Origin of the sequence: Rhizobium sullae (assembly GCF_025200715.1) — a bacterium.
GTDB classification, from domain to species: Bacteria; Pseudomonadota; Alphaproteobacteria; order Rhizobiales; family Rhizobiaceae; genus Rhizobium; species Rhizobium sullae.
Genome location: NZ_CP104143.1, coordinates 1,847,200 through 1,866,718 on the forward strand (window position 1 = coordinate 1,847,200; position 19,519 = coordinate 1,866,718).

Below are 19,519 nucleotides of genomic sequence, written 5' to 3' on the forward strand. Positions count from 1 at the left end.
TATGACAGGCTATGCTCTTCGCGGGAAACGCATTTGGGTGGCTGGCCATCGGGGGATGGTAGGGTCCGCTGTTGCCCGGCGCCTTCAGCAGGAAAGCTGCGAAGTCCTGACCGTTCGTCGTGATGAGGTCGACCTGCGCGATCAGGCCGCAACCATGTCATGGATGATGAGAGAAAGGCCACACGCAGTCATACTGGCGGCTGCCAAAGTCGGCGGCATTCTTGCCAACGACACGAGACCGGCGGAATTTCTTTATGACAACCTGATGATAGAGGCCAACATAGTCGAGGCTTCGCGTCAGGCCGGCGTTGAGAAGCTTCTCTTTCTTGGATCGTCGTGCATCTATCCCAAGTTCGCCGAGCAGCCGATTGCCGAAGAGGCGCTGCTGACGGGCTCGCTTGAGCCGACCAATGAATGGTATGCGATCGCCAAGATTGCGGGCATCAAGCTGGCGCAGTCCTATCGCAAGCAATATGGCTGCGAGTTCATATCCGCCATGCCAACGAACCTTTACGGCCCCGGCGATAACTTCGATCTGAACTCCAGTCACGTGCTGCCCGCGCTTATTCGAAAAGCGCACGAGGCCAAGTTGCGCGGCGATAAGGACATGGTCCTCTGGGGCACTGGATCGCCGCGCCGGGAGTTTCTGCACGCCGATGATTGTGCCGATGCTCTCATCTTCCTCATGAAGAACTATTCGGGCGACAGTCATGTCAATGTCGGCAGCGGAACCGATCTTTCCATCCTGGAGCTCGCGCGGCTAGTGTGCAGGATTGTGGGCTTCGAGGGCCGGATCACCCACGACCTCTCCAAGCCCGACGGCACTCCTCGCAAACTAATGAGCGCGGAAAAGCTGCGCTCGATGGGATGGGTGCCCCGCATAGATCTGGAAGACGGAATACGGTCAACTTATGAGTGGTTCCTGGTGCACCGCGCAACTGAGGAAGCAAAAGCAAACCGGCAATAATTTCAAAATTGCTTCTTTGCGGCGGAATGCTAGCCGGAGGCGGCAGAACACTGCACTGGGATGGATTGACACGTCACGGAATTCCTAACAGAACCCTGCGACTTGAAGTGATCTCAGTGCCGGAGCTATGCCTATGCAGGGAAGCCAGCTAAAAGTGGTGGTCGTCAATCTGGCACGGTCTGCTGACCGGCGCCAGCAGATGGCTGCTATCCTGTCGCCGCTGGGCATTCGTTTTGAATTCTTCCAAGCAATAGATGGCAGGGCGGGGAAGCACGCGCTGTTTGACCGGGTAGATCAGCGTCTTGCTGAGGTCCGGCGAGGTTTTACCTTGAATGGAGGTGAGATGGGCTGTTTTGCCAGCCATTACCTTCTGTGGGAGCGTTGCGTTCGAGAAAATACGCCGCTTCTCATTTTCGAAGACGATGTTGCGATTGATGATAGCTTTATGAAAGCATACTCGGTCACGGGCGAGAGGATAAGCCGACTTGGCCTTATACGTTTTTCTGGCCACAAGGAGAGAGCTTTTACCGAGTACGAAAAAATCGATGATGGAGTGAAGATCGTCCGCTTCCTTAAGGGTCCAAATGGTACGTCCTGCTACGCCGTGTCGCCAAAGGCGGCAAAGAGACTGTTGGCTAAAGCCTCAACATGGTTCGAGCCGGTGGACCTGCATTTGGATCGGTTTTGGACCCATGGCGTAGATAGCCTGGGCCTCTTCCCTTACCCCGTTAGTCACATCGCAAACACCGCAGAACAATCTGAAATCTGGCAAGGAGCTCAACGAGCGCCAAAGTCCCGGAGATTCCGAAAGCTCCGGGCAATATATCGCGCCCGCGATGACGTCCTTCGCTTCCTCGCAAATTTGCCCTACCTGCTGGGCACGTCTAAATACCTCCCCGCCGAGGTCAGCCAACCAATTCCAGAGCGTCTCGAAGAAAACTCATAGCACCATGGTTGTCATAACGCATATCGTCGGCGGATTGGGTAACCAAATGTTCCAATATGCTGTCGGACGTTCGCTGTCTGTGAGTACCGGCCAGACATTGAAGCTGGACCTCGCGTCCATGAAGAAATACACCCGCCGGGAATTTTCACTGCAGCAGTTTAATATCCACGCAGACTTGGCTCGCCCCCACGAGACCCCTGTGACGCGTTCACGAGGCTTTCTCCGGCGAGCATTCCAGCTCATTCAAAGACAGAGCCCGTGCCAGCATATCATCGAGAAGGCACATACATTTGACCCAACCGTTATGAGCCTTGGCGGCTCATTGTACTTCGACGGTTACTGGCAGAGCGAAAAATACTTCGCATCGATCGCCAACACGATTCGGAGCGACTTCAGTCTCGCCGCACCCTTGAGTTCCGGAAGGGAAGCCATCTTGTCGCACATAAGAACAACAAATGCTGTTTCAGTACATGTTCGACGCGGCGACTACGTTACAAATCCCTCTGCAAACGCAACCCACGGAACCATAGAGCCTGGCTGGTATGAAGCTGCGATGCAGCGGATGGCGGAGCGGACGGATGATCCAAGCTTCTTCGTATTCTCGGATGACCCCGCTTGGGCGCAGCAGAATCTGAAATCGTCCTGGAAAATGACCTTCGTTGAGCCACAGCAGGACGGTCGAGATGGCGAGGACATGCACTTGATGGCCGCATGCCGCAACCATATTACGGCAAACAGCACTTTCAGTTGGTGGGGAGCTTGGCTAAACGCTAATCCAGCGAAACATGTGATAGCGCCTTTACACTGGTTCCGGTCGCCGTTGCACGACGACAAGGATCTCATCCCGGCGACTTGGGAGCGGGTTTGACTTGCAAAGAGTGCCTGCCGCGCGCTAAGCGCTTTTCACACGACGGATAGGTGATGGCAAACAGCAGTACAACATTCAAGGTAATCAAGCGCGTCTTTGCGGAAAATGGACGCGAGTATGCATTGCAGTATTCGATTGCGATTGCATGCCTCGTTATCATCTCCCTGTCGACAGCGTTCACCGCTTGGGTCATGAAGTCCGTTATCAACGAGGCATTTGTTGAGCGCCGCGCCGATCTCGTCTGGGGCATCTGTGTGGCAATTTTTATCGCCTTCGTCTTGCGCGGGTTTGCGAGCTACGGTCAGGCGGTCATTCTCTCCAAGATCGGCAACAACATAGCAGCTCGATACCAAGTTCGCGCGTATTCCCATCTCCTCAAGCTTTCGGTCGGATTTTTTAATCAACTGCGATCTGGGCGGGTCGTCGCTCAATTGGGACAGAATATCAACGGCGTTCGTCAGGTGATGAACCTTACCATCACTTCGGCGGCACGAGATCTGCTTACGTTTGTGTCCCTGGTTGGCGTCATGTTTGTGCAAGAGCCTTGGCTGAGCCTTTTCGTCTTTCTTACGGCGCCGCCGCTGGGCTATGGACTGCGCAAACTGTCTAGGCGCCTTCGCGCTGTCACGCGAGAAACCGCTCATGCCGGTAGTCACGTGTTTGGTGCCATTCAGGAAACGATTCAGGGCGTTGCTATCATCAAAGCGTTCACGCTAGAGACAGAACTCGAGCGGAAGATGGACGGGCTGATTGGGTTCGCCGAACAGCGCGCGAATAAAGTTGTCCGTGTCTCCGAGCGGTCCGGACCACTGATCGAGATATTTGCAGGTTTCGCTGTTTCGACCATCATGGCCTACGCGGCCTACCGTTCGATCTATCAGGATGTTCCCCCAGGCGGATTTCTGTCATTTCTGACGGCCCTTTTGCTGGCCTATGATCCGGCCAGGCGCCTCGCACGCCTGCCAGTTCAACTGGCAGCCGCAGTTACCAACGCTGAAATGGTCTATGAGATTCTCGATACAAAGCCGCATCAGCGTGACCTGCCCGATGCGAAGCCGCTGGTCATCACCGATGCCCGCATTGAATTCCGCAACGTCTCCTTCGCCTACGGTCAGGACGAGATCCTTCGTGATATCAGTTTTGTCGCTGAAGGCGGAAAAACGACTGCACTTGTCGGTCCTTCTGGCGCCGGCAAGTCGACCATCATCACGCTTGTTCCGCGGTTCTATGATCCAAGGAAGGGACAAATTCTGATCGACGGTCAGGACATCGCCCATGTGACGAAGCAGTCGCTGCGCGAGCAACTGGCCTATGTCTCGCAGCAGCCCTATCTGTTTGAAGGCAATATCCGCGACAATATCCGCTACGGTCGTCCAGAGGCGACCGATGAGGAGGTCGAGCGCGCCGCGAGCCTCGCCTACGCCCATGAATTCATTCTGGCCCAACCCCGGGGCTATGACACGCCCGTCGGCGAAAACGGCGTGACGCTTTCGGGTGGCCAGCGCCAACGCCTTTCTATCGCGCGCGCGCTTGTCCGCAACGCACCGATCCTCCTCCTCGATGAGGCGACGTCGGCGCTCGATACCGAATCGGAAGCTGCGGTGCAGAAGGCGCTCGATGAAGCGATGGTTGGAAGGACCGTTGTTGTCATTGCCCATCGGCTCTCCACTGTCGTCCGTGCAAATAAGATCGTGGTCATGCAACAGGGCCGGGTCATGGAAGAAGGCAATCACGATAGCCTCACCCGGAAGGATAGCCTCTACGCACGGCTTGGGCGTCTTGATCATACATACAGGGTCGCAAGATGATCATTGCCGGCTTCGTTTCGACCTCGCCGACGTGGGACTGGAGTCGGCAGTTCCCAGATGGGATAGCCGAATGGGAGGGCGTTAAATTCCTCATTGGAAAGAACGTGCAAGCTTGCGATATCTTGTTCGTATACGATGGCTTTTCGGAGCCGCTCCTCGAAATTAACACTCGCTATCGAGCCTTTATCGCATCGGAGCCTGCGAGCGTTAAGACATACAATCCAAAGTTCCTCGAGCAATTCGACGCGGTCTTCACGACCGACAGGCGCACCGCCCATCCAAATGTAGTTTTCACGCAGGTTGGACTACCTTGGCACGTTGGTGCATGGGATGTTGATGGCAAGTTGCGTGCGAGAGCGCTGCCATTCGAGGAATTGGAAAACCTCCGCCCTCAAAAGACCAAGCAGGTTTCCATCGTGTCCTCTAACAAGGCGTTTACGGAAGGTCATCGCGAAAGGCTGGAATTTGTAGCGCGCGTCAAATCCTATTTCGGAGAGGAAGTCGATGTATACGGGAGAGGCATCAATAGTTTTGCCGATAAAGTCGAGGTGTTGTCCGACTACCGCTATCACATTGCGATCGAGAACTCGGTTTTCAAAGACTACTGGACCGAGAAGCTAGCCGATCCTTTGCTGACACTCACCTATCCGATTTATCATGGATGCCCAAATATCCTTGAGTACTTTCCTGAAGGCTCACTGACGCCGATCGATATTTCCGAGCCAGATGAGGCGATACGGACCATAGCAAAAATTGTAGGTTCAGACGCAGCTGAAAATGCAGCGTCACTACTTGGCGAGGCTCGGCGCCGCGTTCTCCACGAGCATAATCTTTTTGTTTTGCTGGCCGGAATTGCCAAAGCCTCATTGAATGAGACGTTGCCCTATACAAAATGCGTACTCCGCTCCGAGCACTCGAGCGAGTCGCGAACAAATAGGCTAAGAAAGTCTGTAGAGAGGCGTATTAACAAGCTGAGCAGGTTTTTTACGGGGCCGCAGCATCGGTAGCCCTACTCTCCATCCAATGAAATACCTGGCTAGGTGGGAGCAATGCAGCTGAAACTGAGGCGCCGAAAATAGGAACAAAAGGACCGCGCATGTCACAGCTCGAGTTTTTCATCAGCAAAGCAGTCCGATTCCCGCCAAAACTGGTGAAGCAAACTTTCCGCCGGATTAAACGCTTTTACAAGACACGTATTGTCCGAGACGAATTCACAGTAGAAATCCGCCGCTGGTTTAAGGACAACGGCGACGCAACCTTGCGTCTTGAGTACGATCTCTCAGAGGAATCAGTTGTTTTCGACCTCGGCGGTTACGTCGGTGACTTCGCAGAGGCGATGTCACAAAGATACAATTGCTATGTCTACGTTTTCGAGCCCAGCCGCGAGTTTCACGATAAGTGCCTAGAGCGATTCCGCGACAACCCGAAGGTTAGGTGCTTTAACTTCGGCCTGGGTGACGCCGATGGTCACTTCGTTCTCTCACAGGACCTAGACGGATCGTCAACGAAGCGCCACGAACAACCTGAAGGTGGAGAACTGGTAGAAATCAAAAATTTCTCGACTGTCTTCGCCAGTCTCGGGCTTGAAAGCATCGACCTAATGAAGATCAATATAGAAGGTGGAGAGTATGATATATTACCGCACCTGATTCAGACCGGCCTTGTTGAAAAGATCAATCATATTCAAGTGCAATTCCATAATTTCGTGCAAAACGCGAGGAAACTCCGCGAAAACATTATATCTGGATTAAAGAGAACACATGAAAGAGACTGGTGCTATACTTTCGTCTGGGAAAGCTGGTCACGTAGGAGATGATCCAAATCACCACCAACAAAAAGCGTCCTCAAGCCCGTGAGCGAAGTGCATTCCCAAAAGCGGCCAGAACCTAAGAACCAATTGATGAAAGTACCACGGAACATTTTTGAAAGCCTCGTCTCAAACGCGGGATTGCCAATGATCTTTGTTCACACTCCCAAGTGTGGAGGAAGCTTTGTCGGCCAGGCATTTGGTCAGCGGCTAACGCGTTGCCCGACCTTACGATGGCCAGAAGCAAAGGGGCATAAAACTTACCTGGAATATCGGGAAATCTTCGGCAAAAGAGGCGTGCATCTCTCGGACTTTGTCATTTTCACGGTGATCCGCAACCCATGGGACTGGCACCTATCCTGGTACAACTACGTATCAAAGGACACGAATGGAACGAAGTCGGGGATGCGACTGGAGCACGAGCAGATCAGGAACCTTACATTTTCAGAATATACCAAGTGGTTAGAAGACCAGCAGCAGCCAAGATCTCCGAACGACTACGCACGGCGGCAAGTCAGCGATTGGATCATTGACGAAAACGGAGATGTTGCGGTCAATGAAATTCTCCGTCAGGAGGCGTTGCAGGATGAATTGTCGGCACTTAAACGGAAGTACGGCTTATACATAAACATTCCAACGGGGAAGCGCGTCAACGCCTCGCGCCAGACCGATGATTATCGAAAAGCCTACACTACGGAAGATGCCGAACGAATAGCGCGCCGCCATTCACGCGATCTTACCCTCTTCGGCTATCGTTTTGAGTAGTTGCCCCCTGATACCGTCATTGGCGTAAGACACCCGTAGCGTCTTTTCTGTTTTTGCTCTATGTCGCCGCAGGCGACGGAACCCGCAAATCAAGACGTCACTAACCCCCTGTTTGCTTTGGCCCCTGCTCGACTGGAGCCGGCCAAGACTGAGGAACATAATGGGCATTCGATCAGGTATCGTAAACGCTCTTTTGAAGAGCGATCGAGTTGTAACAGATTGTTCTTCTCAGGAAGAGATCGCAGCCACATTGCGGCTGCTCCGCCCTGCCCTCACCGGATTGGATTTCGTTCGGATCGGAGGTTTTGGCGATGGGGGATATCTCGTGCCAAACGATCTTGCGGGCATAAAATATTGTTTTTCGCCCGGCGTATCGGAAGTAGCCGATTTCGAAGAACAGCTGGCCTCAGATTTTGGGATTTACTCGTTTCTCGCGGATGCGAGCGTGGACGCTCCGCCGGCCGACAACTCTTTCTTTGACTTTGAAAAGAAATTTCTAGGCTGCAGAGACCAAGCTGAGTTTATGAAGCTGTCCACTTGGATGGAAAAGAAGATCCCGGCTGGAGATGCCGGCGATCTGATTCTTCAAATGGATATCGAAGGCTCGGAGTACGATGTGTTTATCGATTCATCGATTGAAACACTGCGAAGGTTCCGGATTATGGTCGTGGAGTTTCATGGAATGGACATGATGTTTCACGCCAAATCTCTCAAATTTCTCAAGGCAATATTTGAAAAACTGGCCGGCGAGTTCGTCGTTGCCCATATTCATCCCAACAACTGCAAGACGGCTGTGCAACGCTTCGGAATTAGCGTTCCTCCCGTCATGGAAGTCACGTTCTTGCGAAAAGATAGGGTGAAGCCCGTCCGCGATGGCGACGTCCTTCTATTCCCGCATGAACTCGACAGGAAGAACGTACCGTCCAAGGAGGACGTCATTCTCCCGGACATTTGGTGGAAGCAAGTGCCCTAAATTGATCTCATCCGTTTAGGAACCCCTAACATCACTAGGCCGTCTTTATGAAGGTATAGATGCCGCAGCCTTTGATGCGCTTTGCAACGGTAGACTTGATATCGGCGTTGACGACCAGGCCGCCGTCGGCATCATCGACATAATCGAAGCGCTGCAGCGTCATGTGAGACTTGATTGGTTCGAAGTTCACAACGCTTTCGGGGTGGAAAGCGCGTTCGCTATTGAAACGAACCTCATCCCGATCCGAAATCGGGACACCGAGATAAAATACGCCACCGGGCTTCACCATCCGAACAAGATTGGCAACGCCCTTGATATGACCGTTCACATCGATCGGATCGTTGTATCGGCCAAGGCCGAAGTGTTCCAGTGCGTGCAGGCATGATAGCGAGTCGGTGATTTCTGTCCCGGCATCGTTCATCAGGTCGGCTTGCGTAAAGACAATGTTCGGGTGCGCTTTGAGCGGCAGTGGCTGGAAGTCGAATACCTCGATCTCGCGGAACGACGCGACATGCGCCACGAACCCATCGATGCGGGATCCTACGTCAATGTGCCGTTCCGGCTTCCTCTCGTTCACGAACGACGCCACCAAAAGGTCCTGATGGAAGTAATGCCCGCTCGCCTTTCCAGCGGTGGACGTGTAGTTGCCGAGCACCATTGCGGATTTGGATATGACACCGCCCTGGGTAAGCCATTCTGACCGATGACGCAGATATCTCGGCAGATGACGATAGTTACCCCATGACCGATAATTGACGCCCGCCAAACTTAGAGCGGTTTTAATCGCCCGTCGCACTCCCATAAGATCCCCCTCAAGTGCAAAAACAACGAGAGCGTGTTATCTCAAAGATCGCGCGGCTGTAAAGCTATACCTCAAGGTGCAGGGGTTCCGTAAACAAGTACCTCTTCCAGCGTGGTGGTAATGGCCGCGATCACTACATTATTGACGTGGGGATCACTGGAACAACCGGCGCATTGGTGAAGTCGCAGGCGACAGCTGATCACTTGGGTACCTCCTGGTCTCGATGCCAATCCAAATTTTCGCAAGCATTGCAAAGTGTCACAAGCCAATGCATTCGGATTTATATCTGCTCAGAATTGTATGAAGGGCGGGATTATCAGCCGTTTTCTTTCTTTAGCGGAAAGCGAACGCCACCGTTATGAGTTTCATCCCCCATACTAGTCACGCTTTCTCCAGCACAGGCTCCAATTTCCGCCTTCTCCACAAGCCTCGAAAAAATCTGCATTTTCGCATTTTGCCGCTTGCGGTGCACAATGGTGCTGACTATAAGGGCGCCACCACGAAGGAAGCGCCCTTCGTCTATCGGTTAGGACACCAGATTTTCATTCTGGGAAGAGGGGTTCGACTCCCCTAGGGCGTGCCATTTTCCCTTTAGAATTCAGGGCATTTGCTAGACCCGCCGCGCGGTCCTCTCTGGCGTCTGTGCTTCTTTTCCTTGCCCCGCAAGCCTCGCGTAACGTCCGGGCTTTATGAGCCTTGCAAGCGGTCTGCTTCGGTCCTTCGGAGCGCCGGCCACCGTCCTCGCTGTTGGAAGCGTGCCACGCGTCAAATGGCTTGAGAGAGGCGTCTGAAGGGGAGAAACATTTGCCGCGCGTGTCGATCTGCATCCCGGCCTACAAGCCTGATTTCTTTGAACTCGCCTTGAAGAGCGCCATCGCACAAAGCTTCGCTGATACGGAAATCATCGTGTCGGACGATTGCCCAACAGATGCAATCGAGAAAATCTGCGAGAGATACTCGGGCGTTGTCCACTACAGCCGCAATCCGAATCCTGCCGAATACAAAAACGTCATACGGCTCGCTGGGCTCGCCAACGGCGAGTACATCAAATATCTCTTCGACGACGATGTCCTTAATCCTTTCTGCATCCAATACCTGCTCCAGGCGCTCGAGGCGACGCGGGACAGAGGAACGAGACTCGCCTTCTCGCCGCGCTATTTCATCGACGAGAAAAACCAGGTGACGAATCTGGGCAACGGGTTGATGGTCGAAAGTTCCCTCAAGGTGATCGAGGGCCGAGATTTCATACGCATCACAGCCGTCAAACATCATAATCTGCTTGGCGAGTTCTCGTCGGTGCTGTTGAGAACAGCCGATTGCTTCGATGAAGCCGGCCGTTTCAGTCTATTCAAGGTCGTCGACGGCATCATTTCGGGGCCGCTCGATCTTTCGTCCTGGGTTGGGCTCTCCCTTAAGGGAGCGATCGTTGGTCATCCCATGCCCCTCTCCTACTTCCGCCAACACTCCAATTCGCAATCCAATCCGGCGACCAACCGCTATTTCATCTATTCCATCATCTATTACGAGGAAGTGCTCGAGCTTGCGATCGCGAACGGCTTCCTGCAGCCCCTCGACCTGCCAATCGCCTATCGCAACCTCATTAATCACTACTCCTACTGGAGAGAATCGTTCCCGGAACTGGACGAACGGATCGCCCGCATCAGCACGTTTCTCTGAGTCCCAGGTAGGCGCAACCGACATCGCAAAGGACAGAATGACAATGGACGGAATCACAGGATCAGGGATGCAGAAGGTTATTGATAGCGCTGCGGCACTGAGATCGGCGGTTGCGGCGAAATCGGGCATTCACGAGCTGAAGCTGCGTGCGCTGCTGGAACTCGGCAACGAATTGAAAGTCGCGACGGAATACACCGCCAATTTGCCCCCGATCGAAATCGGCAGCATCACGCTTGTCGACCAGGTTGTCCTGGTGCTGCTCGCCAAGATCGTGAATCCCCGGAAGATCATCGAAATTGGCACTTACAAGGGGTTCACAACCCGGCTGTTCATCGAAAATACGCCGGAAGGCTGCGACGTGGTGTCCATCGATCTGCCCAAAGGCCTGACGGCGCATCTCGCCGAGACAGATGAACGCAGCGCCTTGTCGTCTGCCGAGCAGAATGACGATTATCTCCGCAAGCGCCAGGAGATCGACGGGGAAATCTATCTTGCATCGATCACCGAGGCGCAAAGAAAACGCCTGACGCTCGTCAAGGAAGACTCAACGAAGATCAATTTCAAGGAAGCCTTCCAGTCAGCCGAGATGATCTTCATCGATGGCGGGCATGAGCACCAGATCGTGCGGGCAGACACGGAAAATGCATTCGGCATTGTCAAGAGTGGCGTCATCGTCTGGCATGACTACAGTTCCAAGATCCACGGCGACGTCACCGAATACCTGGCGGAATTCTCAAAATCACGGGCAGTCTTCCATGTAGCAAACAGCCTTGTGGCTTTTGCGCTGGTCAATTTCGAGCTCTGATCATGAGTGCGAACGAGATCAAGATCGGCAGTCTGCTGACAAAGGACGAGTTCCGGGAGCTCACGGCGTCGGACGACCGGATCGCCTATACCCATCTCGTGCTCAGGCTCGGCATCCACGCGGGACTGCTCTTCGCGATGGTCCGCGCATGGGAAGGCGGCTATCCGGCGCTTGCTTTCGCAGCCTTTTATCTGAACGCCGTCCTGTGGCAGTTCGCCGGTTATGCCGGCATCGGCCATGAGCTGTTTCACAAGAAGGTCTTCAGCAGGAAATGGCTGAACACTCTGTTCTTCAAGCTGTTTTCCTATGTGACCTGGAACAATCCGAGCTACTTCGAAAAGAGCCATCAGTTCCACCACACTTCCACTTTCCATGAGGATGACAGCGAAATCTATCGCGATTTTCCGCTCGATTTATTGGGCGCAGCACGTCTGATCCTGCTTGATTATCAGAGCCTTTGCAGACGAATTGTCTATGCGCTTTGCAATGCCTTCGGCTACGAGGCCTATTTTGGCAGGGGCATCCGGTTGAAGGCAATGCCCGCCGAACGGGGCGGCGCCCAAACCGACGCAGTCTATATGGTTTTGCTCAACGTCGTCTGGCTTGGCCTGTTTCTCCTCATGACCCGCTCACCCGCTCTGACGCTCATGCTTTTCATTACGCCGTTCGTCGGACAACTCCCCAATCGCGTCCTGGCGCTTGCGCAGCACGTTGGTCTTGAGGACCACAAGGACGAAAGCGCGCTTCTCTTTTCAAGAACGGTCAATCTGCCGGCACCGGTTGCATTCTTCTATGCCAACATGAACTACCACGCCGAGCACCACCTGCTGCCGTCGGTGCCTTACTACAATCTGCCCAAGTTGCACGATATCCTGAACGCCAAGCTCAAAACGGAGCGTGAGGAAAAGGAATTCAGCTATCTATTCACTCGCGACTTTTGGAGCTCGGTGGGAACATCGGCAAGGCTGGAAGTCGTCGCCGTGACGGAATGACGGGCTGGAGATTTTATACTCCAGTCCTCCCAACGAGATTATGCCTTGGGCGTCAAGACCATGAAGCGCATGACGTTCGGCCGCCCTTCGGAGCAAATGAGGTAGCGGTTGTCGTCGGTAAAATCGTTCAATTCCGGAAACTGCGTGAGGTCCCTGACCGCAGGCGCAATGAATTCGACATTGAACAAAGCTGAAGCCGAAGTGAGGAACCGCGTGTACTTCTCCCAGAAATCCTCGACCCAGTTGTGTATCTCTATGACGATCGTCGCCTCTCTCAGAGCCGCCAAAGAGCCGTCGTCGAAGATTTCGAATTCCGCACCCTCCGCGTCAACGAGGACGACTACTTTCGTCAGGTCAAGGTGGCTGAGCTTTTCGTAAAACAGCCTGTCTGCGGCGCCGAATATTTCGATCCTGTTGGAGACGAAATTCGCCTCGGCATTCGATGCAATGGTGCGCTGCCCTTCTTCGCTCAGCTCGAAGCAGATGGCGTTTTTCACTCGGCCCGATCGAAGCATGCCGATCGCGTAATATCCATCGGCGGCACCGATATCAACGAAGCTCTCGAAGCCGTCGGCTCTCGCCGAAAATAGGAAATCCAGCACTTCCTTTTCATAGAGGCCTAGCAGCATCGAGCCGAAGTCGCCGCCACCCCACCAGTTGTTCTTCGCCAGCGAAAGCCCCTTCAACGGGCCATATTTTACAACCCCGCCAAGCAGGTCGTAGATCTCCGACGACACGCGCCTTCTCCGCTGCAGAATCGTTTCCGCGCGCCATTGCTCCCGTATCTCCACTGTCGCGCGGGACTGCCTTTCGAACACCCTTTGGAAGAAGATACGCTCGCCTTCGATCAAGTCAGGCAGTTTTTCATTCATCGCGCGGTGTCTCTTTTCGCAGCTGCAGTCTGCATCTCTAGCCGATGCGGACGTTGGAATCACGCCAAAAGCCTATGAGATGACCATCAGCTTAACAAGGCGACCGGTCTGCTTCCCACAAGCAACACGGTGACTTCGGGATGGATTCGGGGGGCCAAACGCTTCCAGTGGCAAGCCTCGGGTAACGCCCGCGTCCTACGACTCTGGGTACCGCGTCCGGTTGAGTCTTCCTTGTATCGAAAACGGACGGCGGAGAGCTGGCATTTGCGGTTCCAGCAGTTTGATGCGCGACGCCCCGACCGGTCAGGGGCACGTGGAATGGATTTGAGAATGACCAAGAAAGCATTGCTCGTCGGCAGTAACTTCAGCGCAGTTCCCCTTCTCTTCGCTTTGAAACGGCGCGGCCTGCATATTTCCGTTTGCGGAAACCGGCCTGATGAGCCCTGCCATGCGCATGCGGATCAATCGCATTTCATCGACTACAGCGATCCGAACACGCTGCTCGCCGTCGTTGAGAGAGGCGATTTCGACTTCATCGTGCCGTCGGGCAATGATGTCGCCTACATGTCGACCACTTTCGTTGCCGGAAAACTCGGCTTCCCGCGCTTCGATTCGATGGAAACCGCGACCATCATTCACACGAAGCAGGCGTTCCGCCGCTTTACCGAGCAATACGATATCCCTGCCCCGCGCTCGGTGCGCCTCCAGGGCGATGCCCCGATCGAAACCCGGGCGCTGCGTTATCCGCTGCTGGTGAAGCCGAGCGACAGCTTCAGCGGCCGCGGTGTCACGAAGGTTTTCGACCCGACGGAACTTGCCGCCGCCGTCGCCGATGCCCAGCGAAACTCGCGCTCGGCGGAGATTGTCATCGAGGAATTCATCGAAGGTAGCCTGCACAGCCATTCCGCCTTCATCAAGGATCAGGAGATCGTCTTCGACGTCTTCGTCGACGAATATTGCACGGTCTATCCCTACCAGGTCGATTCATCCAACCATCCCTCGCGCCTTGCCGAGACTGTCCGTTCGAAGACGCGGGCCATCATGGCGCGCGTCGTCAAGCTGCTCGGGCTGCAGGACGGCCTGCTCCACACGCAGTTCCTGTCGAACGGCCACGATGTCTGGGTCATCGAATGCATGCGACGCTGCCCGGGCGATCTTTTCGGCTCGCTCGTCGATCAGTCTCTCGGCATCGACTATGCCGACCTCGTCATAACACTGCTACTTGGCGAGGAATTTTCGGTCACGCCACGTTTCGATCCGCCGCTGTTCTTCGGGCGCCACACGATCACCTCGGACACGCCCTCGACGCCGTTTTCCTTCTCGCACTCCATTCCGTCATCCGATGTCCGCATCGCGCAGGTCAAGACCACCGGCAAGCCGATGAATTCGGCGCCGTTCGACAAGCTCGCCATTCTCTACGCGCGCTTCGAGACGCACGACGAGATGCTGAAAGTGGTGCCGGATTTCAAAACGTTCATTTCGCTCCAAACGATGCAAGGAGATCTCGCATGACCCGCTCGAGCCAGGGAGTACCGGAGAAGCTGCGTCTTGCTTTTCTAGGCGGTGCCGTCAATTCCGCCGTGGGCCGCGCTCATCGCGATGCGATCGAGCTTGATCAGAAATTTGACCTCGTCACCGGCTGCTTCAGCCGCCACGACGACATCAATCGCGAAACGGCACGGCAGTACCGCATATTGTCGGAACGCTGCCATGCCGATTTCGATACCCTGCTTGCAAGAGAAGCCGGCAATATCGACGCACTCGTCGTGCTCACGCCGACGCAGCAGCACACGAAGCAGGTTGTTGCTGCGCTCGAGGCAGGCATCGCGGTGATTTCGGAAAAGGCTCTTGCCGGTTCGAGCGCCGAGACGCGGATGATCGGTAGTGCGCGCAGGAACGGCGCGTTTCTGGCCGTAACCTACAACTACACAGGATACCCCATGCTCCGCGAAATCCGCAGCATGGTCGAGCACGGCATCTTCGGCGAGCTGCAGCAGATCCATATCGAAATGCCGCAGGAAACCTTTCTCCGCTTCCGCAGCGACGGGACACCGATGACGCCGCAGCAGTGGCGCCTGCACGATGGCATCGTGCCGACGGTTTCGCTCGATCTCGGTGTTCATGTGCACTCGCTGCTCCAGTTCCTCACCCAGCGCGAGCCGGAAGAAGTCTGCGCGACCAGCCAGAGCTTCGGCAACTTTCCGCAGGTGATCGACAATGTGCAGGCGTTGGTGCGCTGCGCCGGGGGCCTGCATTGCAGCATGTGGTACGGCAAGACCGCGCTCGGGCAACGCAACGGACTGCGTGTGCGGCTCTATGGTTCCAAGGCATCGATTGAATGGCACCAGGAGGCCCCAGAATTCGCGAATTTCTACGACCATAACGGCCGCAAGCAGATCCTCGATCGCGCCAGCCCGGACATCATGATCGCCAACGATGCACGCTATGAGCGCTTCAAGGCAGGCCATCCGTCGGGCTTCATCGAAGCCTTCGCCAATTATTATGCCGACCTTGCCGATGCTCTGCTGCAACGCAAGGCCAATGCTGCACGCCTGCCCCATCCCTATGTCCTTGGACTTGAGGAAGCCGAAGAGGGGCTGCGGCTACTGGAGGCGATCGAATGCTCGCGGCTTGAAAACCGCTGGGTCGAGGTCGAACCGCAAAACATGCACCGCCCCGCGAGGGAGCGGATCGAAATCCGAGCGCCGCAACTGGCGCTCTGACGCGGCTCCTATGAAACAAATGAAGGCGGCGCGATCAATGATCATGCCGCCTTCATATGACCAGCCGTCTACAAAACGCCGATCCGTGATTTCTTATCTGATAGGCAGAGCTGACGCTTAAAGTCTGAAGGCAAACGAGGCGGCCTGGCCGGCTATTGGCGCACAATCTCGCACCTCCGATATTTCGATCCGCAGCGCGCGATGGCAGTCGGAATACCGTATGTTTAAGCAGACACGATCAGCCCACAGACCTTGTCGACGATCTCTATCTCCATGTCCGGATAGATCGGCAGGCACAGCACCTGCTGGGCGGCTTCGGTTGCGACCGGCAGGTTCGACGGCTGAGCGGACGGCAGGCTGCGGTACATCGAGAAGCTGGAAATCAGCGGATAGAAATAGCGGCGCGGATGAATGCCGATTTCCTTCAGCCGCTCATAGAGCGCGTCGCGCGAGATGGGATAGCCGGGGCGTACCAGGATCGGAAAATAGGAGAAGTTGGAGACGGTCTCGCCGGAGCGGTCCAGGCATTCGATCCCCGAGACGCTACAAAGCCGCTCGCGATAAGCGCGATCGATGACCTCTCGCCTTTCGAGCGCGAAGTTGATGTATTTCAGCTGCAGCAGGCCGAGCGCGGCGTTGAATTCGCTCATCTTGCCGTTCGTGCCGGGTGCCACGACAGTCACTTCATCGACATAGCCGAAGTTCTTGAGTTGATCGATGCGGATCTTCGTCTTCGCGTCCGGGCAGATGATGGCCCCGCCTTCGAACGTGTTGAACACCTTCGTCGCATGGAAGCTCAGGATGGAAAGATCGCCATGATTGAGGATGCTTCCCCGCTCGTCCTCCACGGCGAAGGCATGGGCGGCATCATAGATGACCTTGAGATTATAAAGATCGGCGATCTTCTGGATCGCATCGACATCGCAAGGGTGGCCGTAGCAGTGCACCGGCATGATCGCCGTCGTCTGCTGCGTGATCGCAGCCTCGATTTTTGCTGGATCGAGATTGAGCGTCACTGGGTCGATGTCGACGAAGACAGGCTTCAAGCCGTTCCAGAGGAGCGAATGCGAGGTGGCCACGAAAGAATAGGGCGTGGTGATGACCTCGCCGGTGACGCGCAGCGCCTGAAGCGCGGTCAGCAGCGCCACAGTGGCGTTAGAAAAGAGGCTGATATGCTTCACGCCGAGATGGTTGCAGAGTTCCTGCTCCAGCTGCTGGTGAAATGGCCCGCCATTGGTCAGGATGCGGTTGTTCCAGATCGCTTCCAGTGAAGGAATGAATTCTTCGAGCGGCGGCAGGCTGGGCTTCGTTACATAGATCTTCTCGTTTTTCATGACGCCGTCCAAAGGTTGGGCATATCGCGCAAAATGGGCTTGATACAAACATCACGTCTTAACCTGTTCCCAGGCTGACCAGCGTAAAGTCATGCGAACAGTGTGGCGCAAGCTTCACGTCCAATAGTCTGCACCAAACAAGCCCGAATGCCGTTTTGCGGGTCGCGATCCGAACGGCGGCCATGCGCGAAGGACGATGCCTTGACGATCAATCAGCCCATTTCCGCTCTGCCGGCCGGTCTTCCTGATCTGGCGCTTTTGACGGAAAAAGCCGCCGGCATGGGGTCCGTCATCATCTATCAGCCTTATCTCGATCTTTCGCAGCGCAGCCAACTCGACGCCGCCGCGGTGCCGCTCGACATCTCGTTCAATACGCAGACTTCGACCCGCGAATATGAGCTCTTCCGCATCGTGCAGCAGCACCACGATGCGATTGGTCTCGGCGATGATATGTTCTGGGGGCTGCTCTCCAGCAAGTTCGAGATGAAGTCGGTGACGAGCTTCCCGTCCTTCGTCACCGAGGCGGAAAAGGCGAGAGCGGAAGGTGCCGATGCCTATGTCTATAATCCGCTGATCGGCCATGCTGCGATCTACAGCAACGTCTGGGAGCATTCGCTGCTGGGCGGTCATCCCGGCATGGAGCCGATCTTCCTGCATCTCCAGAAGCTCGGCTACCCGATCGCGCCGCCGCAGGACAAGACGGTCTTCGTGTTCTGCAACTATTTCTGCGGCAACCGGAAATTTTGGTCCGGATATTTCGCCTTCTGCGAACGCATTCTCGAATCACTGGAAGACGAGGCGCGTCTCGGCACGCCGGCAGGCACCGCGTATGCCGGCGTGGCACATTATTCACGCGACGCCAACGCGAAGATGCGCCCCTTCGTGATCGAGCGTCTGCTCGGGCTTTATGTCCAGCAGGCAGCCGCCTCCGGATTGAAAATCGCCGCCTTTGTGCCGACTGTTGCCGATTTCGAGTGGAAGTTCGGTGCCCGCCTCGGCCGCATGCTGCATGGCCTCTTCGCCGCCAAGGAAGCCTTTCTGCAAAGCCGCGACCAGGCTTTGCTGACCGCCTGGCAAGAGGGCCGCCAGCCGCTGATCAAGCAGCCGCATCTGATTTGGGGCGCCGACGATCCGCCGGCCTGGATGCCGCGCGGCCAGTTCGCCGTCGGCCGCGAACTGATGCGTTCCTATGCTCCGCAGGCTTTAAGCGCCATCCCGGAGCCGCAGCAGCCGGCACAGGCCGCGCCGAGGATCGAGCAGCCGCTCCGCACCGCATTGCAGCCCTTTGCCGGGGGATGGCCAGCCCACAAGGACCGTCATTGTATCTGGATCGTCACGCCGGACAGCTACAACCACAGCCACGCTTTCGATGAAGTCGCACTCGGTCTGCAGGGCGCCTTCGAGGAACTCGGCGGCTCGGCACCGATCGTCCGCGACATGAACGCATTCGCGGGCCGTGCGCCGATCATCTACGGCGGCAATCTTCTCCCCGCTGAAATCGTTGGGCATCTGCCGAAGGACAGCGTCGTCATCAATCTCGAGCAGGTGTCGGAAGAAAGCATTTGGATCAACTCGCGCTACACGTCCATCCTGAAGTCACTGCCGGTTCTCGACTACAGCCCGCGCAACCGTGAAAATCTCGCAACCAAGGGCATTGACCATGCCGGCGTGCTCGAAATCGGCTACAGCCGCTGCCTCAGCCAGATAGAGCACGCCCCCGTCAAGGATATCGACGTGCTCTTTTACGGTTCGTTGAACGAGCGCCGCCACCATATCCTGAAGACGCTGGAGCAAGGCGGGCTCAAGGTCGCGCACCTCTTCAACGTGTATGGTGCGGAGCGCGATGCAGCCATTGCCCGCGCCAAGATTGTCATCAATATCCATCATTATGCGAGCGGCGTCTTCGAGATCGTGCGCATTTCCTATCTGCTCGCCAACCGAGTCTGCGTTCTGACAGAAGGCGACATCCGCGACCCGGATATCCAGCCCTTCATCGGCGGCGTGGTGATCGAGCCCTATGACAAAATGATCGAGCGCTGCCATGGGCTGATCGCCGATGCGGCCGAGCGTGATTCCATCGCCGCTAACGGTTTTGCAGCCATGCAGAGCCGCTCACAGGCGGAGATGCTGATGAGCGTCATGAAGGCCGGCACTTGATGAAGTCCGCAGAAGGGGTGCGT

General features: G+C 55.6%; 17 protein-coding genes and 1 tRNA gene. 15 read left to right on the forward strand and 3 right to left on the reverse strand.

All coding sequences use genetic code 11. From position 1 onward, the window contains the following. Position 1: 1 nt before the first annotated feature. The 8 genes from fcl to N2599_RS09410 all read left to right on the forward strand — a co-directional run bounded on the left by fcl (position 2) and on the right by N2599_RS09410 (position 8,134). Positions 2 to 967, forward strand: a complete 966-nt coding sequence (gene fcl, locus N2599_RS09375; protein ID WP_027509368.1) for a GDP-L-fucose synthase — start codon at positions 2 to 4, stop codon at positions 965 to 967. A gap of 133 nt (positions 968 to 1,100) precedes the next feature. Further along, the gene (locus N2599_RS09380) at positions 1,101 to 1,913 is read left to right on the forward strand and encodes a glycosyltransferase family 25 protein (protein WP_027509367.1); all 813 of its coding nucleotides are present in this window, start codon (positions 1,101 to 1,103) and stop codon (positions 1,911 to 1,913) included. Positions 1,914 to 1,917: 4 nt separating this feature from the next. Then, positions 1,918 to 2,781, forward strand: coding sequence for an alpha-1,2-fucosyltransferase (locus N2599_RS09385; RefSeq protein WP_027509366.1), 864 nt, complete (start codon positions 1,918 to 1,920; stop codon positions 2,779 to 2,781). 53 nt (positions 2,782 to 2,834) lie between these two features. Next, positions 2,835 to 4,589 (forward strand): ABC transporter ATP-binding protein, encoded by a 1,755-nt coding sequence (locus tag N2599_RS09390; RefSeq protein WP_051336517.1) that lies wholly within the window; start codon positions 2,835 to 2,837, stop codon positions 4,587 to 4,589. Then, positions 4,586 to 5,596 (forward strand): glycosyltransferase family 10 domain-containing protein, encoded by a 1,011-nt coding sequence (locus tag N2599_RS09395; protein WP_027509365.1) that lies wholly within the window; start codon positions 4,586 to 4,588, stop codon positions 5,594 to 5,596. The genes N2599_RS09390 and N2599_RS09395 overlap by 4 nt, the downstream gene beginning before the upstream one ends. 89 nt (positions 5,597 to 5,685) lie before the next feature. Beyond that, entirely contained in the window at positions 5,686 to 6,405 is a 720-nt protein-coding gene (locus tag N2599_RS09400) for an FkbM family methyltransferase (protein WP_027509364.1), read from the forward strand. A gap of 84 nt (positions 6,406 to 6,489) precedes the next feature. Then, a complete protein-coding gene (locus N2599_RS09405) occupies positions 6,490 to 7,161 on the forward strand; it encodes a sulfotransferase family 2 domain-containing protein (RefSeq protein ID WP_084606426.1) in 672 nt (223 codons plus the stop codon). 160 nt (positions 7,162 to 7,321) lie between these two features. Further along, positions 7,322 to 8,134: an FkbM family methyltransferase gene (locus N2599_RS09410; RefSeq protein WP_051336516.1), complete on the forward strand. Its 813-nt coding sequence runs from the start codon at positions 7,322 to 7,324 to the stop codon at positions 8,132 to 8,134. Between the two features lie 34 nt (positions 8,135 to 8,168). On the opposite strand, the gene N2599_RS09415 is transcribed toward N2599_RS09410, so the two are convergent. Continuing rightward, entirely contained in the window at positions 8,169 to 8,711 is a 543-nt protein-coding gene (locus tag N2599_RS09415) for a DUF268 domain-containing protein (RefSeq protein ID WP_244564529.1), read from the reverse strand. A 733-nt stretch (positions 8,712 to 9,444) separates the two neighbouring features. Here N2599_RS09415 and N2599_RS09420 point away from each other — a divergent pair. The 4 genes from N2599_RS09420 to N2599_RS09435 all read left to right on the forward strand — a co-directional run bounded on the left by N2599_RS09420 (position 9,445) and on the right by N2599_RS09435 (position 12,410). After that, a tRNA-Glu gene (locus tag N2599_RS09420) sits at positions 9,445 to 9,519 on the forward strand. A gap of 230 nt (positions 9,520 to 9,749) precedes the next feature. Then, complete coding sequence (locus N2599_RS09425) at positions 9,750 to 10,613, forward strand: glycosyltransferase family 2 protein (RefSeq protein WP_245209226.1); 864 nt, start codon at positions 9,750 to 9,752, stop codon at positions 10,611 to 10,613. A 67-nt stretch (positions 10,614 to 10,680) separates the two neighbouring features. Next, entirely contained in the window at positions 10,681 to 11,418 is a 738-nt protein-coding gene (locus tag N2599_RS09430) for a class I SAM-dependent methyltransferase (RefSeq protein ID WP_027509359.1), read from the forward strand. Between the two features lie 2 nt (positions 11,419 to 11,420). Beyond that, entirely contained in the window at positions 11,421 to 12,410 is a 990-nt protein-coding gene (locus tag N2599_RS09435; protein ID WP_027509358.1) for a fatty acid desaturase family protein, read from the forward strand. 38 nt (positions 12,411 to 12,448) lie between these two features. On the opposite strand, the gene N2599_RS09440 is transcribed toward N2599_RS09435, so the two are convergent. Continuing rightward, the gene (locus N2599_RS09440) at positions 12,449 to 13,282 is read right to left on the reverse strand and encodes a class I SAM-dependent methyltransferase (RefSeq protein WP_027509357.1); all 834 of its coding nucleotides are present in this window, start codon (positions 13,280 to 13,282) and stop codon (positions 12,449 to 12,451) included. 330 nt (positions 13,283 to 13,612) lie between these two features. Here N2599_RS09440 and N2599_RS09445 point away from each other — a divergent pair, with 330 nt between their 5' ends. Further along, positions 13,613 to 14,794 (forward strand): ATP-grasp domain-containing protein, encoded by a 1,182-nt coding sequence (locus tag N2599_RS09445; RefSeq protein ID WP_245209223.1) that lies wholly within the window; start codon positions 13,613 to 13,615, stop codon positions 14,792 to 14,794. Next, positions 14,791 to 16,005: a Gfo/Idh/MocA family protein gene (locus N2599_RS09450; RefSeq protein ID WP_027509355.1), complete on the forward strand. Its 1,215-nt coding sequence runs from the start codon at positions 14,791 to 14,793 to the stop codon at positions 16,003 to 16,005. Before N2599_RS09445 ends, N2599_RS09450 begins: the two co-directional genes overlap by 4 nt. Before the next feature lie 224 nt (positions 16,006 to 16,229). Here the strand turns inward: N2599_RS09450 and N2599_RS09455 are convergent, their stop codons facing one another. After that, positions 16,230 to 17,339: a DegT/DnrJ/EryC1/StrS family aminotransferase gene (locus N2599_RS09455; RefSeq protein ID WP_027509354.1), complete on the reverse strand. Its 1,110-nt coding sequence runs from the start codon at positions 17,337 to 17,339 to the stop codon at positions 16,230 to 16,232. Positions 17,340 to 17,540: 201 nt separating this feature from the next. Between N2599_RS09455 and N2599_RS09460 the strand changes: the two genes are divergently transcribed. Beyond that, positions 17,541 to 19,496 carry a CgeB family protein gene (locus tag N2599_RS09460; protein WP_027509353.1) on the forward strand — a complete coding sequence of 652 codons (1,956 nt, stop codon included), beginning with the start codon at positions 17,541 to 17,543 and terminating at the stop codon, positions 19,494 to 19,496. Positions 19,497 to 19,519 lie beyond the last annotated feature (23 nt).